Annotated in this window: 20 protein-coding genes; 10 read left to right on the top strand and 10 right to left on the bottom strand. The window is 43.8% G+C overall.

Annotated elements, in window-relative coordinates; translation table 11 throughout:
- From nagC to asnB, 3 genes are all read left to right on the top strand, one after another.
- Positions 1-1,215 carry a DNA-binding transcriptional regulator NagC gene (nagC, locus tag R7O13_RS19230; protein WP_005382105.1) on the top strand — a complete coding sequence of 405 codons (1,215 nt, stop codon included), beginning with the start codon at positions 1-3 and terminating at the stop codon, positions 1,213-1,215.
- Positions 1,216-1,296: 81 nt separating this feature from the next.
- Positions 1,297-2,886, top strand: a complete 1,590-nt coding sequence (locus R7O13_RS19225; RefSeq protein WP_047102890.1) for a cation:proton antiporter family protein — start codon at positions 1,297-1,299, stop codon at positions 2,884-2,886.
- Positions 2,887-3,116: 230 nt separating this feature from the next.
- A complete protein-coding gene (gene asnB / locus R7O13_RS19220) occupies positions 3,117-4,781 on the top strand; it encodes an asparagine synthase B (protein ID WP_005384979.1) in 1,665 nt (554 codons plus the stop codon).
- Between the two features lie 115 nt (positions 4,782-4,896).
- Here the strand turns inward: asnB and rfaH are convergent, their stop codons facing one another.
- Entirely contained in the window at positions 4,897-5,397 is a 501-nt protein-coding gene (rfaH, locus tag R7O13_RS19215) for a transcription/translation regulatory transformer protein RfaH (RefSeq protein ID WP_005382098.1), read from the bottom strand.
- 333 nt (positions 5,398-5,730) lie between these two features.
- On the opposite strand from rfaH, the gene R7O13_RS19210 reads away from it, so the two are divergent.
- On the top strand, positions 5,731-7,119 hold the full coding sequence (locus R7O13_RS19210) for a peptide MFS transporter (protein WP_005382097.1): 1,389 nt from the start codon (positions 5,731-5,733) through the stop codon (positions 7,117-7,119).
- Positions 7,120-7,168: 49 nt separating this feature from the next.
- On the opposite strand, the gene hemH is transcribed toward R7O13_RS19210, so the two are convergent.
- From hemH to htpG, 3 genes are all read right to left on the bottom strand, one after another.
- A complete protein-coding gene (gene hemH / locus R7O13_RS19205; protein ID WP_171344862.1) occupies positions 7,169-8,131 on the bottom strand; it encodes a ferrochelatase in 963 nt (320 codons plus the stop codon).
- A gap of 167 nt (positions 8,132-8,298) precedes the next feature.
- Positions 8,299-8,943 carry an adenylate kinase gene (gene adk / locus R7O13_RS19200; protein ID WP_005382094.1) on the bottom strand — a complete coding sequence of 215 codons (645 nt, stop codon included), beginning with the start codon at positions 8,941-8,943 and terminating at the stop codon, positions 8,299-8,301.
- A 320-nt stretch (positions 8,944-9,263) separates the two neighbouring features.
- Positions 9,264-11,168 (bottom strand): molecular chaperone HtpG, encoded by a 1,905-nt coding sequence (htpG, locus tag R7O13_RS19195; protein WP_017819957.1) that lies wholly within the window; start codon positions 11,166-11,168, stop codon positions 9,264-9,266.
- Between the two features lie 271 nt (positions 11,169-11,439).
- On the opposite strand from htpG, the gene R7O13_RS19190 reads away from it, so the two are divergent.
- The 4 genes from R7O13_RS19190 to R7O13_RS19175 are packed head-to-tail and all read left to right on the top strand — an operon-like array spanning position 11,440 to position 13,947.
- Positions 11,440-12,318 (top strand): transcriptional regulator, encoded by an 879-nt coding sequence (locus R7O13_RS19190; RefSeq protein ID WP_130546537.1) that lies wholly within the window; start codon positions 11,440-11,442, stop codon positions 12,316-12,318.
- An 11-nt stretch (positions 12,319-12,329) separates the two neighbouring features.
- Positions 12,330-12,845, top strand: a complete 516-nt coding sequence (gene toxS / locus R7O13_RS19185; RefSeq protein ID WP_318304488.1) for a transmembrane regulator ToxS — start codon at positions 12,330-12,332, stop codon at positions 12,843-12,845.
- A 46-nt stretch (positions 12,846-12,891) separates the two neighbouring features.
- The gene (locus R7O13_RS19180; protein WP_047102891.1) at positions 12,892-13,647 is read left to right on the top strand and encodes a sulfite exporter TauE/SafE family protein; all 756 of its coding nucleotides are present in this window, start codon (positions 12,892-12,894) and stop codon (positions 13,645-13,647) included.
- A 21-nt stretch (positions 13,648-13,668) separates the two neighbouring features.
- Positions 13,669-13,947 carry a SelT/SelW/SelH family protein gene (locus R7O13_RS19175; protein ID WP_005382088.1) on the top strand — a complete coding sequence of 93 codons (279 nt, stop codon included), beginning with the start codon at positions 13,669-13,671 and terminating at the stop codon, positions 13,945-13,947.
- Between the two features lie 40 nt (positions 13,948-13,987).
- On the opposite strand, the gene yfcE is transcribed toward R7O13_RS19175, so the two are convergent.
- The 6 genes from yfcE to R7O13_RS19145 all read right to left on the bottom strand — a co-directional run bounded on the left by yfcE (position 13,988) and on the right by R7O13_RS19145 (position 17,234).
- Entirely contained in the window at positions 13,988-14,533 is a 546-nt protein-coding gene (yfcE, locus tag R7O13_RS19170; protein WP_005389637.1) for a phosphodiesterase, read from the bottom strand.
- Positions 14,534-14,608: 75 nt separating this feature from the next.
- A complete protein-coding gene (locus R7O13_RS19165) occupies positions 14,609-14,818 on the bottom strand; it encodes a hypothetical protein (RefSeq protein WP_005382086.1) in 210 nt (69 codons plus the stop codon).
- A 149-nt stretch (positions 14,819-14,967) separates the two neighbouring features.
- The gene (locus tag R7O13_RS19160; protein WP_031781352.1) at positions 14,968-15,375 is read right to left on the bottom strand and encodes a CBS domain-containing protein; all 408 of its coding nucleotides are present in this window, start codon (positions 15,373-15,375) and stop codon (positions 14,968-14,970) included.
- Positions 15,372-15,722, bottom strand: a complete 351-nt coding sequence (locus tag R7O13_RS19155) for a P-II family nitrogen regulator (protein WP_005382084.1) — start codon at positions 15,720-15,722, stop codon at positions 15,372-15,374. Before R7O13_RS19155 ends, R7O13_RS19160 begins: the two co-directional genes overlap by 4 nt.
- Positions 15,712-16,503: a DUF1538 domain-containing protein gene (locus R7O13_RS19150; protein ID WP_186584426.1), complete on the bottom strand. Its 792-nt coding sequence runs from the start codon at positions 16,501-16,503 to the stop codon at positions 15,712-15,714. Before R7O13_RS19150 ends, R7O13_RS19155 begins: the two co-directional genes overlap by 11 nt.
- Positions 16,500-17,234, bottom strand: a complete 735-nt coding sequence (locus R7O13_RS19145) for a DUF1538 domain-containing protein (protein ID WP_064376309.1) — start codon at positions 17,232-17,234, stop codon at positions 16,500-16,502. The genes R7O13_RS19150 and R7O13_RS19145 overlap by 4 nt, the downstream gene beginning before the upstream one ends.
- A 255-nt stretch (positions 17,235-17,489) precedes the next feature.
- Here R7O13_RS19145 and R7O13_RS19140 point away from each other — a divergent pair, with 255 nt between their 5' ends.
- Complete coding sequence (locus R7O13_RS19140; RefSeq protein WP_213899496.1) at positions 17,490-18,404, top strand: TIGR01777 family oxidoreductase; 915 nt, start codon at positions 17,490-17,492, stop codon at positions 18,402-18,404.
- Between the two features lie 39 nt (positions 18,405-18,443).
- The gene (locus R7O13_RS19135) at positions 18,444-19,271 is read left to right on the top strand and encodes an SDR family oxidoreductase (RefSeq protein WP_213967005.1); all 828 of its coding nucleotides are present in this window, start codon (positions 18,444-18,446) and stop codon (positions 19,269-19,271) included.
- Positions 19,272-19,380 lie beyond the last annotated feature (109 nt).

Raw genomic sequence — 19,380 nt, 5'->3', positions numbered from 1 at the left:
ATGAATGGCGGACAGATTGGTAATGTAGATTTAGTAAAACAGCTTAACAGCGCTGCGGTATATAGGCTGATTGATCAGCAAGGTCCTATCTCCCGTATTCAAGTCGCGGACGTGAGTCAGCTCGCGCCTGCTAGTGTTACCAAAATAACCCGCCAACTTTTAGAGCGCGGCCTTATTAAGGAGGTCGCCCAACAAGCTTCAACTGGTGGTCGTCGTGCGATCTCTTTGACTACTGAAGTCAAACCTTTTCATTCGATTGCCGTTCGCTTAGGTCGAGATTATGTACAGTTCAGTTTATACGATTTAGGTGGCACCGCGCTGGCAGAAGATCAGCATGAACTGCACTACACTAACCAAGCAGACTTAATCGCAGGACTTATCGATTTATTAAAAGATTTCGTAAGCCGTTGCGAAGACAAAATTGATCAACTCATCGCTATCGGCATCACTTTACCGGGCCTTGTTAACCCAACAACTGGCGTGGTCGAATACATGCCTAATACCGATATCGATAATCTTGCTCTCGGTGAAATTGTTGGAGAGAAGTTTAATACAGCATGCTTTGTTGGCAACGACGTACGTGGCATGGCGTTGGCTGAGCACTACTTTGGAGCAAGCCAAGACTGCCAGGATTCTATTTTGGTTAGCGTCCACCGCGGTACTGGCGCAGGTATTATCGTTAACGGCCAGGTTTTTCTTGGTTTTAACCGCAACGTCGGTGAAATTGGTCATATCCAAATTGACCCGCTTGGTGAGCAATGCCAATGTGGAAACTTTGGCTGTTTAGAAACCGTAGCTGCAAACCCAGCGATTATTCAACGAGTGAAGCAACTGATTACTCAAGGATACGAATCAAGCTTAACCGACCTTGAAAACATCACAATTGAAGCGGTATGTCAGCACGCAATGAATGGTGATGAACTTGCGAAACAGAGTTTAGTGCGAGTGGGCAACCAGCTAGGTAAAGCGATTGCGATTACGGTTAACTTATTTAATCCACAGAAAATTGTAATTGCTGGCGATATTACTGCAGCACAAGATATTGTTTTCCCTGCAATTCAACGCAATGTAGAGAATCAATCTCTTAAAACTTTCCATAACGACCTCCCTATCGTGGCTTCTCACATTGATAAGCAGCCAACGATGGGCGCATTTGCGATGATTAAACGCGCTATGCTGAACGGAGTTTTGTTACAAAAGTTACTGGAAGACTAAGTTTATACAACCAATTGAGTTACAATCTCGGGCTGTGTTTTCACAGCCCGTTTTTGTATATCAGGAATACAGCTTAACAGTATGGAAATTATTCTAATTACAGCCGCTTTTTTAGCTGGTTTTATTGCGCTTAAATGCAGCCTCCCTCCCCTCGTTGGTTTTCTACTAGCTGGATTTGGCTTGCATGCATTTGGTTACCAAAGCAATGACGTTATCGTCACTCTCGCAGATCTTGGTGTTACTCTTCTTCTGTTTACTATTGGACTCAAACTCGATGTAAAAACCCTGCTGTCCAAAGAAATATGGGGAGGGGCAACCGCCCACAACATACTCTCTACCGCTTTTTTTGCCCTAGCGTTATCCGGCTTAAAACTACTGGGCTTGACTTCGCTAGCCAGTATGGACGGCAGCCAAATCCTGCTTTTAGCTTTTGCACTATCGTTCTCTAGTACCGTTTTTGCCGTAAAAGCATTGCAAGAAAAAGGCGAAATGAACGCGACCTACGGCACACTCGCGATCGGTATCTTGGTTATGCAAGATATTTTTGCCGTAGTATTCCTGACTGCTTCAACCGGAAAAGTCCCAGAATGGTATGCCATCGGTTTGTTCGCACTGCCTTTCCTTCGTCCTCTATTCTATAAGCTGCTCGATAAAGTTGGCCACGGCGAAATGCTAGTGCTATTCGGTATTTTCTTCGCGCTTGTTATCGGTGCTGGGCTATTCGAGTTGGTCGGGATGAAACCAGACTTGGGCGCGCTAATTTTAGGCATGCTACTCGCAGGTCACCCAAAAGCCTCAGAACTATCCAAGTCATTATTCAATATGAAGGAGCTCTTTTTAGTCTGCTTCTTTTTAAACATTGGTTTATCCGCCTCATTGAGCGTGAATGGCGTCGTTCTCGCCCTGCTATTTATCTTACTGCTACCAATCAAAGGACTCTTGTACTTCGTTACTATTAATCATTTTAAGTTTCGAGTACGTACCTCTTTGCTCGCCTCTTTATCACTATTTAACTACAGTGAGTTTGGTCTTATTGTTGCAGGGTTGGCCTATAAAATGGGCTGGATGCCAAGTGATATGCTTGCTGCGATTGCGGTTGCGGTGTCGGTATCCTTTGTAATTTCCGCGCCACTTAACCGCCTTAGCCATAAAATTTATCAACATTCAGGTAAGTGGCTGCAAGAGACAGCGGTAGAAAAGCTCAATCAACGCGACCAACTCATCAACCCAGGTCATGCCCAAGTATTGATCTTAGGTATGGGGCGTATTGGGACGGGCGCTTATGATGAGCTACGCTCACGCTATGGCAAAATTTCATTGGGTATAGAAATTCGTGAAGACGCTGCACATCATCATCGTTCAGAAGGAAGAAATGTTATTTCTGGTGATGCCACCGACCCGGATTTCTGGGAGCGAATTTTAGATACAGGTCATGTAAAACTGGTTCTGCTTGCAATGCCACATCATCAAGGTAACCAAACAGCACTTGAGCAGCTTAAACGCAGAAAATATAAGGGGCAAATTGCCGCTATCGCCGAATACCCAGATCAATTGGAAGGCTTACTTGAAAATGGAGTTGACGCAGCATTCAATATTTATAGTGAAGCTGGTAGCGGTTTTGCTCGACACGTCTGTAAACAACTTCAACCTAAATTCACACCAATTAAATAAGCAACAGCACTGATATTTTTCGGAAGGCTTTCTATTGATAGAAAGCCTTTTTTGTATAGTTTTTATACCAAACCTTGATCTCATTCACCAAAACAACGGTTGAGTTAAATGTTTTCCATACAACAAGGCCTTTTATCATTTTTTTAATCACAAAACGTTGCTTTTTTTATTAGTAATGGCAAATTTAAACCATACCGATTAGAAATTGTTTAGTTTAGTAAGGATGTAGTATGTGTTCAGTATTTGGCATTTTAGACATTAAAAGCGATGCAGCCGCATTGCGCCCTATCGCATTAGAGATGTCGAAAAAACTTCGTCACCGTGGCCCAGACTGGTCTGGGATTTACTCTTCAGAGCGTGCTATTTTAGCGCACGAGCGCTTGGCGATTGTTGGTCTAAATAGTGGTGCACAGCCGCTATACAGCCCTGATAAGAAGCTCATCCTTGCCGTCAATGGTGAAATCTACAACCATAAAGAAATTCGTGCTCGTTACGAAGGAAAGTACGAATTTCAAACCGATTCAGACTGTGAAGTCATTCTTGCACTTTACCAAGATATGGGTGCAGATCTCCTTGAAGAACTAAACGGTATTTTCGCTTTTGTGCTCTACGACGAAGAAAAAGATGAGTATTTAGTCGGCCGTGACCATATTGGTATTATCCCTCTTTATCAAGGTCACGATGAGCATGGTAACTACTATGTGGCATCAGAGATGAAGGCTCTTGTTCCAGTATGTAAAACAGTAAGTGAATTCCCTCCTGGTAGCTACTACAGCTCTAAAGATACTGAGCCAACACGTTACTATGTTCGTGACTGGAACGAGTACGCAGCAGTACAAGGTAACAGCACTAGCAAAGAAGAATTGACTGAAGCGCTAGAAGCGGCTGTTAAACGCCAACTAATGACTGACGTGCCTTACGGTGTACTTCTTTCAGGCGGTCTAGATTCTTCTATTACATCTGCGGTAGCAAAACGCTTTGCAGCGATGCGTATTGAAGATGATGAAAAGTCTGAAGCTTGGTGGCCTCAACTGCACTCTTTTGCTGTTGGCCTAGAAGGCGCGCCTGACCTGAAAGCAGCTCGCGAAGTTGCCGACCAAATTGGTACCGTTCACCACGAAATGACGTACACGATTCAAGAAGGTTTGGACGCGATTCGTGACGTGATTTACCACATTGAAACGTATGACGTGACGACTATCCGCGCATCAACACCTATGTTCTTAATGGGTCGTAAGATCAAAGCGATGGGTATCAAGATGGTATTGTCTGGTGAGGGCGCTGACGAAATCTTTGGTGGCTACCTTTACTTCCACAAAGCGCCAAACGCGAAAGAGTTCCACGAGGAGACTGTGCGTAAACTGCTTGCTCTGAACATGTTCGACTGTGCTCGTGCTAACAAGTCGCTGGCAGCATGGGGAGTTGAAGGACGCGTACCTTTCCTAGATAAAGAGTTCATTGATGTAGCAATGCGCTTGAACCCAGCAGACAAGATGTGTGGCAACGGTAAAATGGAGAAACACATCCTTCGTGAGTGCTTCGAGCACTACCTGCCAGAATCGATCGCATGGCGTCAAAAAGAGCAATTCTCTGATGGCGTTGGCTACAGCTGGATCGATACGCTGAAAGAAGTCGCGGAACAGAAAGTGACAGACCAGCAGATGGAAACAGCTCAATATCGATTCCCATACAACACGCCAACGACAAAAGAAGGCTACGTGTACCGTGAAATCTTTGAAGAGTTATTCCCACTTCCATCAGCAGCAGAGTGTGTACCAGGAGGCCCTTCAGTAGCGTGTTCTTCAGCGAAGGCGATTGAATGGGATGAATCGTTCCAAAACTGTGTTGACCCATCAGGTCGTGCAGTACAGACCGTTCACAACGACTCATACTAATTCTCTACGATAAAGATAAGGGTCGGTTCGTCCAACCCTTTTAAAACAGACAGAAAATTAGATACGATCAAAAAGAGGTGCTTTTGCACCTCTTTTTATGTTTGATGGAATTAGGCTATTTTAAATCTAAATCACTATTGTCTATGCTGACAGGCACACGCTTGGTGATCATCTGAACTAGCATAATTGAGCGTTTCTCACCATCTTGTTCTTGGAAGATGGCATCTATGCCCGCAAATTGACCGCTTTTAACTCTAATTTGATCGCCTGGTTTTGGCATACATTCAGAAACGGTATTGTCATTACAACACTTTTCTAGCTGCATCAATTCGAAGACCAAGTCACCTTGAACTTCTTTCGGTTGAGCACCAAAACGCACAAAGTCAACAACACCTCGAGTAGAGCGGACTGAGGTGAAGTTTGGCCCTTGCTCATAATCAAAGTAAGCGAATACGTAACAAGGAAACAGCGGCTCCTCGACTTTTTGTCTTTTACCGCGCAAAATCTTCTCAACTTCTACAGTTGGATAAAAGCATTCTACACCTTGGTTTTCAAGGTGTTGTTTCGCCCTAACCTGCTCCCCACGTTTACAATAAAGTAGATACCAACGTTTCATCTTTTTACTAGCCAATTCTATTTTGTTTTTATCCTAGCATTAAGCCAAAGTTGAGTCATTGATATTCAGTTTATCTATAAAAGTATGATTATACATCGCTCGCATTAACGACATTTTTCAGCAACTTACGATAAAGAAGTCCATAGGCAAAAATGGAAATTTAGTTTGTAATACAACCAATACACCATCATATAATCTGCAAATCTAATCAAAAACAGCCACTTAACAAACAAAAATAGTTGAATGGCAAAATTTTATTATTTGTCACTCGTTGAATTGCATTGTATACGTAGAAGTCGTTAAAAAATGTAATAACTATTATTAGAAGAGCTTATGTCAAACCAACATCAATATTTTGGTCATCCACGTGGCCTGTTCTTATTGTTCGGTACAGAACTGTGGGAACGCTTTTCTTACTACGCAATGCGTGCCATTCTCGTGCTTTACCTTACTGATACAACAATGAATGGCGGCCTTGGCTGGTCAACCAAAGACGCATTAGACCTATACGGCATATACACAGGGCTTGTGTATATCACACCTCTTATCGGTGGTTACCTAGCAGATAACTATTTAGGTCAACGTCGCTCAATTTTGCTTGGTGGCGCGTTAATGGCCATCGGCCAGTTTACTCTTGCACTTCCTGCTGATGCTTTAGGTATTGGTTCGCTACACAGTTTCTATTTAGGCCTTGGCCTACTTATCACTGGTAACGGTCTCTTTAAGCCAAATATATCAACCATGGTTGGCGACCTTTATCAAGAAGGTGACAACCGTCGTGACGGCGCATTCACTATCTTTTATATGGGTATCAACTTAGGTGCATTACTTGCCGGCGTCGTTTCTGGATCTGTGACAACCTCTTACGGTTGGAAAGCAGGCTTTGTTGCCGCTGGTGTGGGTATGCTGGTTAGCCTAGTGATGCAAATGGTACTGGCTCAATCATGGCTTGGTGATATTGGTCGCGAACCAGCGGCGAAACGAGATCTAAACAACAAAAACGCCACCACGAAGCAGCCACTCACCAAAGAAGAAGTGAATCGACTAAAAGTAATTCTGGTCATGAGCTTATTCACTATTGTCTTCTGGGCAGGCTTTGAACAAGCTGGTGGTCTGATGAACATCTATACTCAACAATATACTGATCGCATGATTGGTGGTTTTGAAGTTCCTGCTGCGTGGTTCCAATCACTAAACCCATTTTTCATTATTACTCTAGCGCCAGTTCTGGCTGTCCTTTGGGTAAAATTGGGTAAACGTGAACCTACTTCGCCAGTGAAATTTGCGATGGCACTATTTTTCTTGGCGATTGGTTTCCTTTGTATGGTTGGCGCAGTGCTAGAACAAGGTGGAGATACAACAGTAAAAACATCGATGTTATGGTTGGTCGGCGCTTTCTTCTTCCACACATTAGGCGAGCTGTGTTTATCACCAATTGGTCTTTCATTGGTGACTAAATTAGCACCGCTTCGCTTAGCTTCACTTATGATGGGTGCATGGTTTGGCTGTAATGCGATTGCTAACTATGTTGCGGGCTATGTGGGCTCTCACGTAGGCGAGTTAGGCGCTATGGCTATCTTTAGTGGTATTGCGGTCAGCGCAACCGTAAGTGGCGTAATTTTGCTCCTATTCTCTAATACACTCGTTCGCTGGATGCATGGCGCTGAAAATACGCACAGCACGGCAGAGCAAGTAGAAGAGCAGCAAGTACAAGTTGCTTGATCGCTCAACTAAACGTAGAAAGGGTCGCTATTGCGACCCTTTTTTGTATCTAAAGTTTAGATTGAACTAACTCAACCATCATCTCGATATGAAGTTCACTATCGTTCAAACAAGGGATGTAGGTAAAGTTTTCACCACCTGCTTCAAGGAAAATCTCTTTACACTCTTCCGAGATCTCTTCCAACGTCTCTAAACAATCTGACGAAAATGCGGGGGTCACAACATTAATATTTTTCACACCCTTTGCAGGAAGTGCCTCTAGGGTCTTATCGGTATAAGGTTGAAGCCACTCTTCTCTCCCAAATCGGGACTGATACGTCATGCCAATTTGTTGTTCGCTTAAACCTAACGCTTCCCCAAGCAAGCGAGTCGTCTCTTCACAATGCTGTGGGTAAACATCACCATTGTCAGCATAGCGTTTTGGAATACCATGATAAGAACACAGCAGGTAATCTCCCTGACCATTCTTTTGCCAATGTTCACGAACTGAATGCGCTAACGCTTCAATATATTTCGGGTGATTGTAATAATCACGAATAAAGCTAAAGCTTGGCATCACAGGCAGGTTTTTAAATGCTTTAGTGATTCCGTCAGAAACCGCTGCAGTTGTTGTGCCCGAGTATTGCGGATACAAAGGTAAAACAATGACTTCATCAACGCCTTGCGCCAATAGGGCTTCAAAGCCTGATTGTAAACTTGGGTTACCATACGTCATACCAAGCTCTACAGGTATATCAAGCTTTTGTGCCAACTTTTCCGTTTGGCGTTTAGAGTACACCATCAACGGCGAGCCCTCTTCCATCCATACTGATTGATAGAGTTTGGCAACTTTAGGAGCTCGGATAGGAAGGATAACGCCGTGCAATAGTGGACACCAAAGCCATCGAGTCATGTCTACCACTCGGTGATCATGAAGAAACTGACTTAAAAAGCGCTTTACGGCAGGAGCGGTTGGTGCGTCAGGAGTTCCCAGGTTAACTAGGAGTACACCCTGTTTATTATTCTCTTTCATAACATCCTATTCATGGTAAACGGCTTGGTTCATATATTTAAGTAACCTCGAAGTAACGAATAGCCGAGCTGAAGTTAATTAGATATATGTTTACGAGTAAACTAAAAAAAGCGACCACTTGGGCCGCTTTCAATATATCAAAATATTAAATTTTTGACTTCAGCAAATTAAGATAGTGCTTTCTCGATATCCGCACTAACTTCAGCTACTTGCTTAGTACCATCAAACTTAAGGTACTTAGTCTTGCCTGCTTCAGCTTCTTTGCCGTAGTAGTTGATTAGCGGTGCAGTTTGCTCGTGGTAAACACCTAGACGAGCACGTACTGTTTCTTCTTTGTCGTCATCACGAACAACAAGATCTTCACCAGTTACATCATCTTTACCTTCCACTTTAGGCGGGTTGTAAACCACGTGGTAAGTACGACCAGAAGGAAGGTGAGCACGACGACCAGCCATACGCTCAACAATTACATCGTCTGCAACGTCAAATTCGATAACGTAGTCTACGTCTACGCCCATTTCTTTTAGGCCGTCAGCTTGAGGGATAGTACGTGGGAAACCATCTAGTAGGAAACCGTTTGCACAGTCTTCTTGAGCGATGCGCTCTTTGATAAGACCAAGGATGATTTCATCAGAAACTAGCTGACCAGCGTCAATAACAGCTTTGGCTTGTTTACCAAGCTCTGTACCTGCTTTGATAGCAGCACGAAGCATATCACCAGTAGAGATTTGTGGAATACCGTATTTTTCCATGATGAAGTTTGCTTGTGTGCCTTTACCTGCACCTGGAGCACCTAGAAGAATGATGCGCATGATTTATCCTCTTTAATATTTAAGATTTATACCGAAGCTCACAATAGCTGACCTCTTAGACATCAAACCTGAGAAGCACCTGCAACGATAAGTTTCGGTATAACGTATATAGGCGAGCAAAAATACACGCCTTATTACTCACATTCAAGTCGCAGATTCTATCACAGGTTCTCTGAGCAAAGAGTGTATTAAGACTAAAGAATGTTAACAGTACCCTCTTTCACGCCCTATTGATTATTAACTCAGCACTTGAGATGCAAAATTTTGCGACAACAAACAAAAAGCTCGCGAAATGCGAGCTTTTTGATTTGCAGAGGTTATTACACCTTAGTCAAAAGTTGATTAACGGCTCCTAAGAACTCTGTTGGATCCTCAATAGAGCCTCGCTCCGCTAGCATTGCCTGACCAAGCAGAACTTCAACCCAGCGACCAAACGCTTCTTCATCGGCTTCGTCAGCCATACGCTTAACCAATTCGTGCTCAGGGTTTAGCTCAAAGATGTATTTCACTTCCGGCACAGCTTGACCAGCTGCCGCAAGAAGCTTCGCCATTTGAGTGCCCATTTCGTAATCGTCCGTTACCACAACAGCAGGCGTAGATGCGAGTTTGAAGGTCGTACGAACTTCTTTCACACGATCGCCTAGGTAAGACTTCGTGCGCTCTACAACCGACTTGAACTCTTCTTCGGTTTCTTTTTGCTTCTCTTTTTCTGCTTCATCTTCAAACTGACTTAGATCAAGCCCAGCTTTAGTGATTGACTGGAACTGTTTACCATCAAACTCAGTTAAGTAGTTCATCAGCCACTCATCAATGCGGTCGTACATCAAGATAACTTCAATGCCTTTCGCTTTGAACTGTTCTAAGTGAGGGCTGTTTTTCGCAGCTGCATAGCTGTCTGCCGTCAAGTAGTAGATCTTATCTTGACCTTCTTTCATGCGCTCAACGTAAGACGCCAAGCCCACAGTTTGCTCAGAAGAGTCCACTTCAGTTGAAGCAAAGCGCAATAAACCTGCAACTTTCTCTTTGTTTGCAAAGTCCTCCGCAGGGCCCTCTTTCATCACAAGACCAAACTCTTTCCAGAATGATTGGTATTTCTCTTCGTCATTCTTGGCCATACGTTCAAGCATCGTTAGCACACGCTTAGTACAAGCATTACGTAGAGACTGAGTCACTTTATTGTCTTGTAAGATCTCACGCGATACGTTTAGCGGTAAATCATTTGAGTCTATTAAACCACGTACGAAGCGTAAGTATGACGGCATAAATTGCTCTGCATCGTCCATAATGAATACGCGCTGTACGTACAGTTTCAAGCCTGATTTGTGGTCGCGGTTCATCATATCCCAAGGTGCTTTCGATGGGATGTATAGTAAGCTCGTGTAGTCGTTTTTACCTTCTACACGGTTATGACTCCAGACCAATGGATCGGCAAAGTCATGTGATACGTGCTTATAGAACTCTTGATACTCTTCTTCTGAAATATCAGATTTGTTACGCGTCCACAGTGCTTGGGCTTTGTTGATTTGCTCCCACTTCTTCTCATCTGTTTCCTTGCCTTCGTCATCACGAACGACAGTTTGGATTGAAACAGGAATGCCGATGTGATCAGAGTACTTACTGATAACGTCACGTAGACGCCACTCATTCAAAAACTCTTTACCCTCTTCACGCATATGAAGAATGATGTCGGTACCACGTGACTCTTTGGTAATGTTTTCGATGGTGTACTCACCTTCACCCGCTGAGTGCCATTGTACCGCTTCATCAGCGGCTAGACCCGCAGCGCGAGTGCGCACGGTAACGGCGTCAGCAACGATAAATGCCGAGTAGAAACCAACACCAAACTGACCAATAAGCTGAGAGTCTTTGCTCTGCTCTTCAGATAGCTTTGAGAAAAACTCGGCTGTTCCAGATTTTGCGATTGTTCCTAAGTGCTCAATCACATCATCACGGCTCATACCGATACCGTTATCAGAAATGGTTAAGGTATTTGCGCTTTCATCAAACGACAGTTTCACGCAAAGGTCTGCATTACCTTCGTATAGATCTGGGTTAGATAACGCCTGAAAGCGCAGTTTGTCTGATGCATCTGATGCGTTAGAGATCAGCTCGCGCAAAAAGATCTCTTTATTTGAATAAAGAGAATGGATCATTAAATGCAGTAGTTGTTTTACTTCTGATTGAAAACCACGAGTTTCTTTATTTTGAGATACGGTTTCGCTCATGTGTGCTCCATAACATCTAAACTAATTGGCTTTTTCATAGGGACAAGTTTGTGACTTTCCCCTTGAAATCACCTTACCGAGATGTCATTTAACATGTGGCTGACAAATGTAAATTCAAGGTCAATATTGCTAAAAACGGTGTTTTTTTAGAAAATTTTAATTATCCTACCCGTCTAAAAGCATCTAAAATGTCGTGCGCACTCCAAGCGCCCCGGTAATTTTGTGACATAAATCACCATAATTACAACATCATCCATCTAAGAAGAACTAAATGACTAACATTGGCACCAAATTTCTACTTGCTCAAAGGTTCACCTTTGATCCAAATAGTAATTCGCTCGCTGACCAACAAAACGGCAACGACGTTGTACGATTAGGAAGCAACGAAAGCCGTATACTTCTGATGTTGGCAGAGAGACCAAACGAAGTTTTAACCCGTAACGAGCTTCACGAGTTTGTTTGGCGTGAGCAAGGTTTTGAGGTGGATGACTCAAGCCTGACTCAAGCGATTTCTACTCTGCGTAAGATGTTGAAGGATTCAACAAAATCTCCAGAGTTTGTTAAAACGGTACCTAAACGTGGCTACCAACTCATTTGTTCAGTGGAACGCTTGAGCCCATTTTCTACTGACTCTAACACTGACGTTGAAGAAACCGCTTCTGAACAAGAAGCGCCAGCAGTGGAGTTAGAAGCGAGCGATATGCCACCAACAGAGGTAGTGACCGATACTACTGCTGATCTTGAGCCTCAAGTAGAGCCGACTAAAACTCAGCCGAAGCCAGCATCTAACACGATTAACTGGCTACCGCGTGTCATTATCTTTTTGTCTCTGCTGCTTCCTGTTTGCGTATTGTTATTCACGAACCCTGCGGAATCCCAATTCCGTCAGATTGGTGAGTATCAAAATGTACCAGTGATGACACCTGTAAATCACCCTCAAATCAACAACTGGTTGCCCTCAATAGAGCAATGCATTGAGCGCTACGTGAAGCACCATGCAGAAGACTCGTTGCCAGTTGAAGTGATTGCCACTGGTGGACAAAATAACCAGCTGATTCTGAACTATATTCATGACAGTAACCACTCTTACGAGAACGTAACACTGCGTATTTTCGCAGGTCAAAACGATCCAACAGACATCTGCAAATAAAGGAGGCCAATATGAAGATTAAATTAGCATCTGCGGTTTTGGCCGTATCCGTTCTTTTCAGTAGTTGGTTGTATTGGGGAAGTGACCTAAAAGTGGAGCAGCTCCTCACAGCAAACGAATGGCAGTCGACCATGGTGACAGTCATTACAGACAGCTTGCCTGACAATACTGTCGGCCCACTACGCCGAGTTAATGTTGAATCAAACGTGAAATATCTCCCTAATGGTGACTATATTCGCGTAGCAAATATAAAACTATTCGCTCAAGGTTCAACCGCAGAATCAACGATAAATATCTCGGAAAAAGGCCGCTGGGAAGTAAGTGACAACTATTTGTTGGTCTCGCCTTCGGAGTTTAAAGATATTTCATCTTCTCAATCAAAAGACTTTTCCGAAGCACAGCTACGTTTGATTACTCAAATTTTTAAGCTAGATGCGGAGCAAAGTCGTCGTATTGACGTCGTGAACGAAAAAACACTATTGCTCACTAGCTTGAACCACGGTTCTTCGGTACTGTTTAAAAACTAATTTTGATTGGATGATAAGGGGGCAAGACGCCCCCTTTGTTTTACTTATGGATTGGCTAGATACCACTACTCTCTTTTTCGGTTCACTAATCGCCAACACGCTGGCTTCACTTTCCGGTGGCGGAGCAGGCTTGCTTCAATTCCCTTTACTCATCTTTCTCGGCTTACCGTTCTCCGTTGCGCTAGGCACACATAAGGTGGCTTCGGTTGCTTTAGGCTTAGGCGCAGCAAGCACGCATTTAAGATCAGGCACTATTAAATGGAAAATCGCGCTCTACCTTATCTTGTCCGGTAGTATTGGCGTGATTTTAGGGGCTAACTTAATTGTACAGATCCCTGATGGTATCGCGGAAAAGATGCTCGGCACGATGATCCTAGCGCTAGGTATCTACTCGCGATTTAAGACATCGCTAGGCCAAGCTGAAGTAATACGTAACCGTCATCCTATCGGTTGGGTTATTGGTGGAATTGGCTTACTGTTTATCGGCATCATTAACGGATCTCTTACCGCAGGTTCTGGTTTGCTCGTGACACTATTTTTGGTGCGCTGGTTTGGTTACGACTACAAACAAGCCGTTGCTTACACCATGATTTGTGTCGGCCTGTTTTGGAATGGCATTGGAGGCATTGCCGTCGTACAGGCAGGGGCGCCTATTCACTGGGCTTGGTTACCTGTTTTATTGTTAAGCTCTTTTCTAGGCGGCAGTTTAGGCGCATGGGCCGCGACTCGATACAGCAACAGAGTGATTAAAGTTGCATTCGAAATTCTCACGTTTGCGGTGGGCATCAAGTTGCTGGTTTAAAAAGATTAAAAGGAAAGTTTCATGGATAAAGCAATCATTGATATTTATTACTGCCGCCAGTGCAACTGGATGTTGCGTTCAACTTGGCTATCGCAAGAATTACTGCATACTTTTAGTGAAGAAATAGAAACAATCAGCTTACACCCAGACACAGGTGGTCGCTTCGAAATTTTCTGTAATGGCCAGCAAATTTGGGAACGGAAAAAAGACAGCGGCTTTCCTGAAGCCAAGGTGCTAAAACAGCGCGTTAGAGACATTATCGACCCAGAACGCGATTTAGGACATTCAGACACAAAATAGGGAGCAATTCGCTCCCTATTTTTTTTACTTAGTAAAACCGTTAAATCATGGTTTGTGCTAATACTTCGCCTTCTGGCGTTTTTACCGTTAGCTTATTGTCTTCTAGAGTACCAAAGCTTCTCGGTAAGCCATTACGTGGGAATGTCATCGAGCCTGGGTTGAATATAATGGCTCCATCTTGCATCTCTGCGACGGGAACATGTGTATGCCCGTGGGCGATGATATCACCTTCGCGCAGTGGCGGCCGTTTTTCAGAGTTGTACAAGTGACCATGAGTCAAAAAGATTCTCTTGCCAGATTCAAGTAGCACCCATGAGTAATCCATCATCATTGGAAACTTTAATAGCATTTGGTCCACTTCACTATCACAGTTGCCACGTACAGAAATAATTTGATCACTGTATTGGTTCAATAAGTCTGCTACCTGTGGAGGGTTGTAGCCTTCTGGAATAGGGTTTCGCGGCCCATGGTTTAGCGTATCTCCTAGCAAAATCAGGTGGTGCGCACCAGAGGCCAAAAATAGATCAATGGTTTCTTTAGTTGCTGGCAAAGAGCCATGTAGGTCTGAGGCAAAAAATAGTTTCACGACATCGTCTCCTCAAAAAGTATGAGGTCATTCTACGGCATTTTTTTAGCAGCTCAACCTACGACGGTTTGAATACTACTGATAGCGCAATGATTCAATGACCATAGGCAAAACATAGAACCATGCTGCATACGCTGTTCCAACCAACACCAGTATCCAAAACACCATCGACATAAATTTTGATTTGGCTAGATGGTGCAGCGGATCGGGCTCTCCGCATCCTGGACATGCATGAGCGCGTTTTGAGATTTGTTTCTCACACACGGGGCAAGAGACTAAAGGCATGATACAGATTCCTCGACATTAGGCTTAGGGCGCAAAGAATAATGGTGAATCAACACATATGCAACCTAACATATATTAAATATTTTAGTTCTTTGTAACAGTCGCTGACTTGAGAAAAAATTCGTTGATTTTTCATTTATATCAACCTATTACACTTCTTCTCGCACCATACCATTGATGACAATATTGTTATAACTCACCATCCCAATGACCTCGCCACTTTCAATGACCGGCGCTCTGCTTATGCCAAATCGCTCAAACAAACGTGCACAATATTTTACGTTCATATCTGGTTCGACACACAAAGCGGGCTTGGTCATGATTTCATAAATATTTGTGCGCTGAGGAGAACGATTATTCGCCAGCACCTTTTTGGCGATATCATTCATCAACACGATGCCATATTCATCATTATCATCTCGCTTTTTCACCACCAGCGCTTTGACTTGGTATTTTTTCGCTAGCGTTATGCCTTCGTATACGGTCATCAGTCCATCAACCATCACATACGTTGCCGCCATAACATCTCGAACTCTAATTATCGTTTGACTGCTCATAACTCATCCTCAACCACTTTGGTCAACGTTTCTACTTGATGCGCGACACCGACTGCATCTTCAATATCGATCTGAATAGCAATGCCCTGCCCCGACTCTCTGTCGAATTCACCAACCTCATTAATGGTTTCTAATATGTGTCGAGAGAGATGTTCCTCGACCACAAACAGCAGCACATCTTTTTGCACTTCTAGCGTTAAACCAAAAAACGTTCGCTTTTGATTTAAACCTTGCCCGCGAGCATTGTTAATCACTGTTGCACCGGTCGCACCAGCATCGCGTGCAGCGTCCAACACCTTGTCTGTTTTGCTGTCTTCAACAAACGCAAGTATCAATTTAAAGCGCATTTTCTTCTTCCTCCGAGACGTTTTTATTCAGCCACTGGGTTATTTGCGCATAGCCCATCACAGAGATCATAGGAAATAGACTGGCAAACGCGATCAAGCCAAAGCCATCAATCATTGGGTTTCTTCCAGGGACGGTCGAAGCAAGCCCTAACCCTAATGCAGTTACAAGTGGGACAGTGACGGTAGAAGTTGTTACGCCTCCAGAATCGTAGGCGAGTGGAACAACAAGCTTAGGAGCGTAAAACGTTTGAATCACAACGACGATGTAACCCGCGATGATGTAATAATGAATGGGATCGCCCACGACAATCCGGTAACTCCCTAATGCAATACCAATTGCCACCCCAAACGCAACGGCTACGCGCAAGCCGTTAATACTGATACTGCCTCCAGAGACTTGGTTTGCTTTTATCGCTACAGCGATTAAAGAAGGCTCTGCAATCGTGGTACTAAAGCCTATAAAAAAGGCGAAGGTGTAAACCCAATAATAGTCGACCCACATTAAGGCTTTCCCTACAGATACTTTGAACTCTTGTAAAAACTCCGGCGCCGTTAATTGCACAGCCATCGTCTCCCCAAGTGGAAACAACGCCATTTCTAATCCAAGTAAAAAAAGAGCTAGCCCGAAAATCACATAAACGAACCCAAGCAAAACTTTCTTAAGGTTGCTAACAGGACGCCTTAACACGGCTAACTGAAAACCAAAAATAATGCTGGCGATGGGAACGACGTCTCTAACGGTCGATAATAAAGTGTCTAGGAAATGATCAATTGAAATCATGTTACGACCATTCCGTAAACCATCACAAACATCATCGGTAACAGCGAGGCAAAAGCGATTAAACCAAAGCCATCCACCATAGGGTTGCGACCTTTAATAGAAGACGCTAAACCGACGCCCAGTGCAGTGACCAAAGGTACTGTTATGGTGGACGTGGTTACACCTCCGGAATCGTAAGCGACGCCAATAATGGCTTCCGGTGCAAACCACGTCAGTATTACAACGCCGACGTAGCCGCCGATGATCATGTAATGAATTGGCCACCCTTTTAAGATACGCAAAACGCCGATAACGATGGCTATCCCCACAGAGAGAGCTACTGTTACTCGAAGTCCTTCTCCGTAATCCTGCATGGACTGCTCTGAGTTAGCGATCATTCCGCCCTCTGCCGCAACTTCTGAGGCTTCTTCCGCTACCGCGGTTAATGCAGGTTCAGCTATCGTGGTGCCAAACCCCAAACAAAACGCAAAGACTAATAACCAAAACACGCTGCCTTTTTTTGCAAAGGCTTGAGCCATACTCTCTCCGATAGGAAAAAGACCAAGTTCTAGGCCAAAGATAAAAAAGGTTAATCCTAAAATGACAAGCAACAATCCAAAAAGAATGGAGACCAGGTTGGGCAGCGGCTCTTGCAAAACGACTAATTGAAAAAAAGTGATAACAATGATGATGGGTAATAAGTCACGAGCACTATTGAGGAGCGCTCGAAAAAGCGCAACAAATGCTTCCATGCCTATCCTCCTTGATTATGCAAACTGATTACGCTCGTTCCAATGAGCGATAACTTTTAGTCTGGCATAGATTTCACTCTTCTACCGTGAATGCACTAGCGCCATTTATAACATTTAGTTACATATTTTCTAATATGTGAAGTTAATAGCCTCTCTGTCAGCTTGTCACTATCCTAGAAATAATGGTGTTGAGATGATCAAGCTAAGCACAAAACGACTATAATGTTCTAATACGTGTACATTCAAAGAGATAACATGAAGATATTACTCACAGGTGGCACTGGGTTTATTGGCTCGGAGTTGCTCAAGCTGCTATCAACTCACCAAGTTATGCTACTTACACGCTCTCCAGAGCGAGCAAAACAACGCCTACAGCATGCTGATCTGGGTAATATCGAATACCTTGACTCGCTCGAGTCGTTCGCCGATCTCAATCACGTTGATGCCGTCATTAATCTTGCAGGTGAGCCTATTGCGGATAAAAGGTGGACCAGCGAGCAAAAAGAAAAAATCTGCAAAAGTCGTTGGAAAATTACCGAGCAAATTGTTGAGCTGATCCACGCAAGTACCGAACCTCCCTCTGTTTTTATTAGTGGCTCGGCAGTTGGCTACTATGGTGATCAACAAGACCATCCGTTTGATGAGTGCTTACATGTTAATAGCGACGACTTTCCTCACGAGGTTTGTGCAAAGTGGGAGCAAATAGCCAAGCGCGCAGAGTCGGAGCAAACTCGGGTTTGTCTAATGAGAACTGGCGTGGTACTCGGCCTTAATGGTGGTGCGTTGGCAAAGATGCTATTACCTTACAAGCTTGGCGTAGGCGGCCCACTTGGGAACGGTAATCAGTACATGCCTTGGATTCACATCCTAGATATGGTCCGCGCCATCATGTACTTGCTTGAAACACCACATGCCCACGGTGCATTCAATATGTGCGCCCCCCATCCTGTGACTAATCGTATATTCAGCGGTACACTAGCCAAAACGCTAAAACGTCCGCATATCTTGTTCACGCCTAAATGGGTGATGGAACTCCTAATGGGAGAATCTTCCTGCTTATTGTTCGATAGCATGAGAGCCAAACCCAAAAAACTCACCGAACTGGGCTTTAAATTTAGCTACTCCAGAATAGAGCCAGCACTCAAGCACTTGCTTCATGACCGGAGCTGATGAATGATGGCTCTAATCAAGGTTTCTGAGTCTTAAATTATGAAAAAGTCGATTCTTATTACGGGTTGTTCAACTGGCATCGGTTACGTGTGCGCTCACGCCCTACAAAACAAGGGATTTAATGTCATTGCATCTTGTAGGAAAGAACAAGATGTCCAGCGCCTAATTAATGAAGGGCTAACCTGCATCAATCTAGACCTAAATAGCCCAGAAAGCATTTCTTCGGGCGTGAAGCAAGCGCTAGAGTTAGCAGAAGGTAAGCTTTACGCAGTGTTCAATAATGGTGCCTATGGTCAGCCCGGAGCACTGGAAGACTTACCCACCGGGGCTCTTCAAGATCAATTTCAGACCAACTTTTTTGGTTGGCACCAGTTGGTCAGAGAAGTGCTTCCTCATATGCGCCAGCAAGGCGAAGGACGCATCATACAAAACAGCTCTGTTCTTGGTTTTGCCGCAATGAAATACCGTGGCGCCTATAATGCATCAAAATTTGCCTTAGAAGGCTGGACAGATACGCTCAGGCTAGAGCTTGCGGATACGAATATCAAAGTAGCATTGATAGAACCAGGACCGATCGAAACTCAATTTAGAAACAATGCATTACGAGCCTTTGAGAAGTGGGTTGATATTGAATCTAGCCCCCATCGTCATGCTTATGAAGGACAAAGAGAGCGACTCAACAACGACAAGTCTAATAATCGATTTGTTTTGCCTGCAGAGTCTTGCATCGCACCAGTTCTTCATGCATTAACTAGCGTTTCACCGAAAATTCGTTATCGAATTACTACACCGACTAAATTATTCGCAGTCTTGAAAAGACTATTACCAACCCGTGTACTTGATAAAATTTTGCGACAGGCTGCATAAAAAAGTTTTGTCGAAATGTAATTTCACCGTAACAATGTGATGTCATTATGAACATGTAGGTTAAAAAAACCTCAACTAAACGAATCAATTTCTACGCAATTCAGCGGGG

The organism is Vibrio sp. Y176 (genome assembly GCF_033438945.1).
This window is presented reverse-complemented; position numbering and strand designations above follow the sequence as displayed.

What these genes read in the sequence shown, in the direction of transcription:
- nagC (WP_005382105.1), top strand. Translation starts at nt 1, where the DNA reads ATGAATGGCGGACAGATTGGTAATGTAGATTTAGTAAAACAGCTTAAC.
- R7O13_RS19225 (WP_047102890.1), top strand. Translation starts at nt 1,297, where the DNA reads ATGGAAATTATTCTAATTACAGCCGCTTTTTTAGCTGGTTTTATTGCG.
- asnB (WP_005384979.1), top strand. Translation starts at nt 3,117, where the DNA reads ATGTGTTCAGTATTTGGCATTTTAGACATTAAAAGCGATGCAGCCGCA.
- rfaH (WP_005382098.1), bottom strand. Translation starts at nt 5,397, where the DNA reads ATGAAACGTTGGTATCTACTTTATTGTAAACGTGGGGAGCAGGTTAGG.
- R7O13_RS19210 (WP_005382097.1), top strand. Translation starts at nt 5,731, where the DNA reads ATGTCAAACCAACATCAATATTTTGGTCATCCACGTGGCCTGTTCTTA.
- hemH (WP_171344862.1), bottom strand. Translation starts at nt 8,131, where the DNA reads ATGAAAGAGAATAATAAACAGGGTGTACTCCTAGTTAACCTGGGAACT.
- adk (WP_005382094.1), bottom strand. Translation starts at nt 8,943, where the DNA reads ATGCGCATCATTCTTCTAGGTGCTCCAGGTGCAGGTAAAGGCACACAA.
- htpG (WP_017819957.1), bottom strand. Translation starts at nt 11,168, where the DNA reads ATGAGCGAAACCGTATCTCAAAATAAAGAAACTCGTGGTTTTCAATCA.
- R7O13_RS19190 (WP_130546537.1), top strand. Translation starts at nt 11,440, where the DNA reads ATGACTAACATTGGCACCAAATTTCTACTTGCTCAAAGGTTCACCTTT.
- toxS (WP_318304488.1), top strand. Translation starts at nt 12,330, where the DNA reads ATGAAGATTAAATTAGCATCTGCGGTTTTGGCCGTATCCGTTCTTTTC.
- R7O13_RS19180 (WP_047102891.1), top strand. Translation starts at nt 12,892, where the DNA reads ATGGATTGGCTAGATACCACTACTCTCTTTTTCGGTTCACTAATCGCC.
- R7O13_RS19175 (WP_005382088.1), top strand. Translation starts at nt 13,669, where the DNA reads ATGGATAAAGCAATCATTGATATTTATTACTGCCGCCAGTGCAACTGG.
- R7O13_RS19165 (WP_005382086.1), bottom strand. Translation starts at nt 14,818, where the DNA reads ATGCCTTTAGTCTCTTGCCCCGTGTGTGAGAAACAAATCTCAAAACGC.
- R7O13_RS19160 (WP_031781352.1), bottom strand. Translation starts at nt 15,375, where the DNA reads ATGAGCAGTCAAACGATAATTAGAGTTCGAGATGTTATGGCGGCAACG.
- R7O13_RS19155 (WP_005382084.1), bottom strand. Translation starts at nt 15,722, where the DNA reads ATGCGCTTTAAATTGATACTTGCGTTTGTTGAAGACAGCAAAACAGAC.
- R7O13_RS19150 (WP_186584426.1), bottom strand. Translation starts at nt 16,503, where the DNA reads ATGATTTCAATTGATCATTTCCTAGACACTTTATTATCGACCGTTAGA.
- R7O13_RS19145 (WP_064376309.1), bottom strand. Translation starts at nt 17,234, where the DNA reads ATGGAAGCATTTGTTGCGCTTTTTCGAGCGCTCCTCAATAGTGCTCGT.
- R7O13_RS19140 (WP_213899496.1), top strand. Translation starts at nt 17,490, where the DNA reads ATGAAGATATTACTCACAGGTGGCACTGGGTTTATTGGCTCGGAGTTG.
- R7O13_RS19135 (WP_213967005.1), top strand. Translation starts at nt 18,444, where the DNA reads ATGAAAAAGTCGATTCTTATTACGGGTTGTTCAACTGGCATCGGTTAC.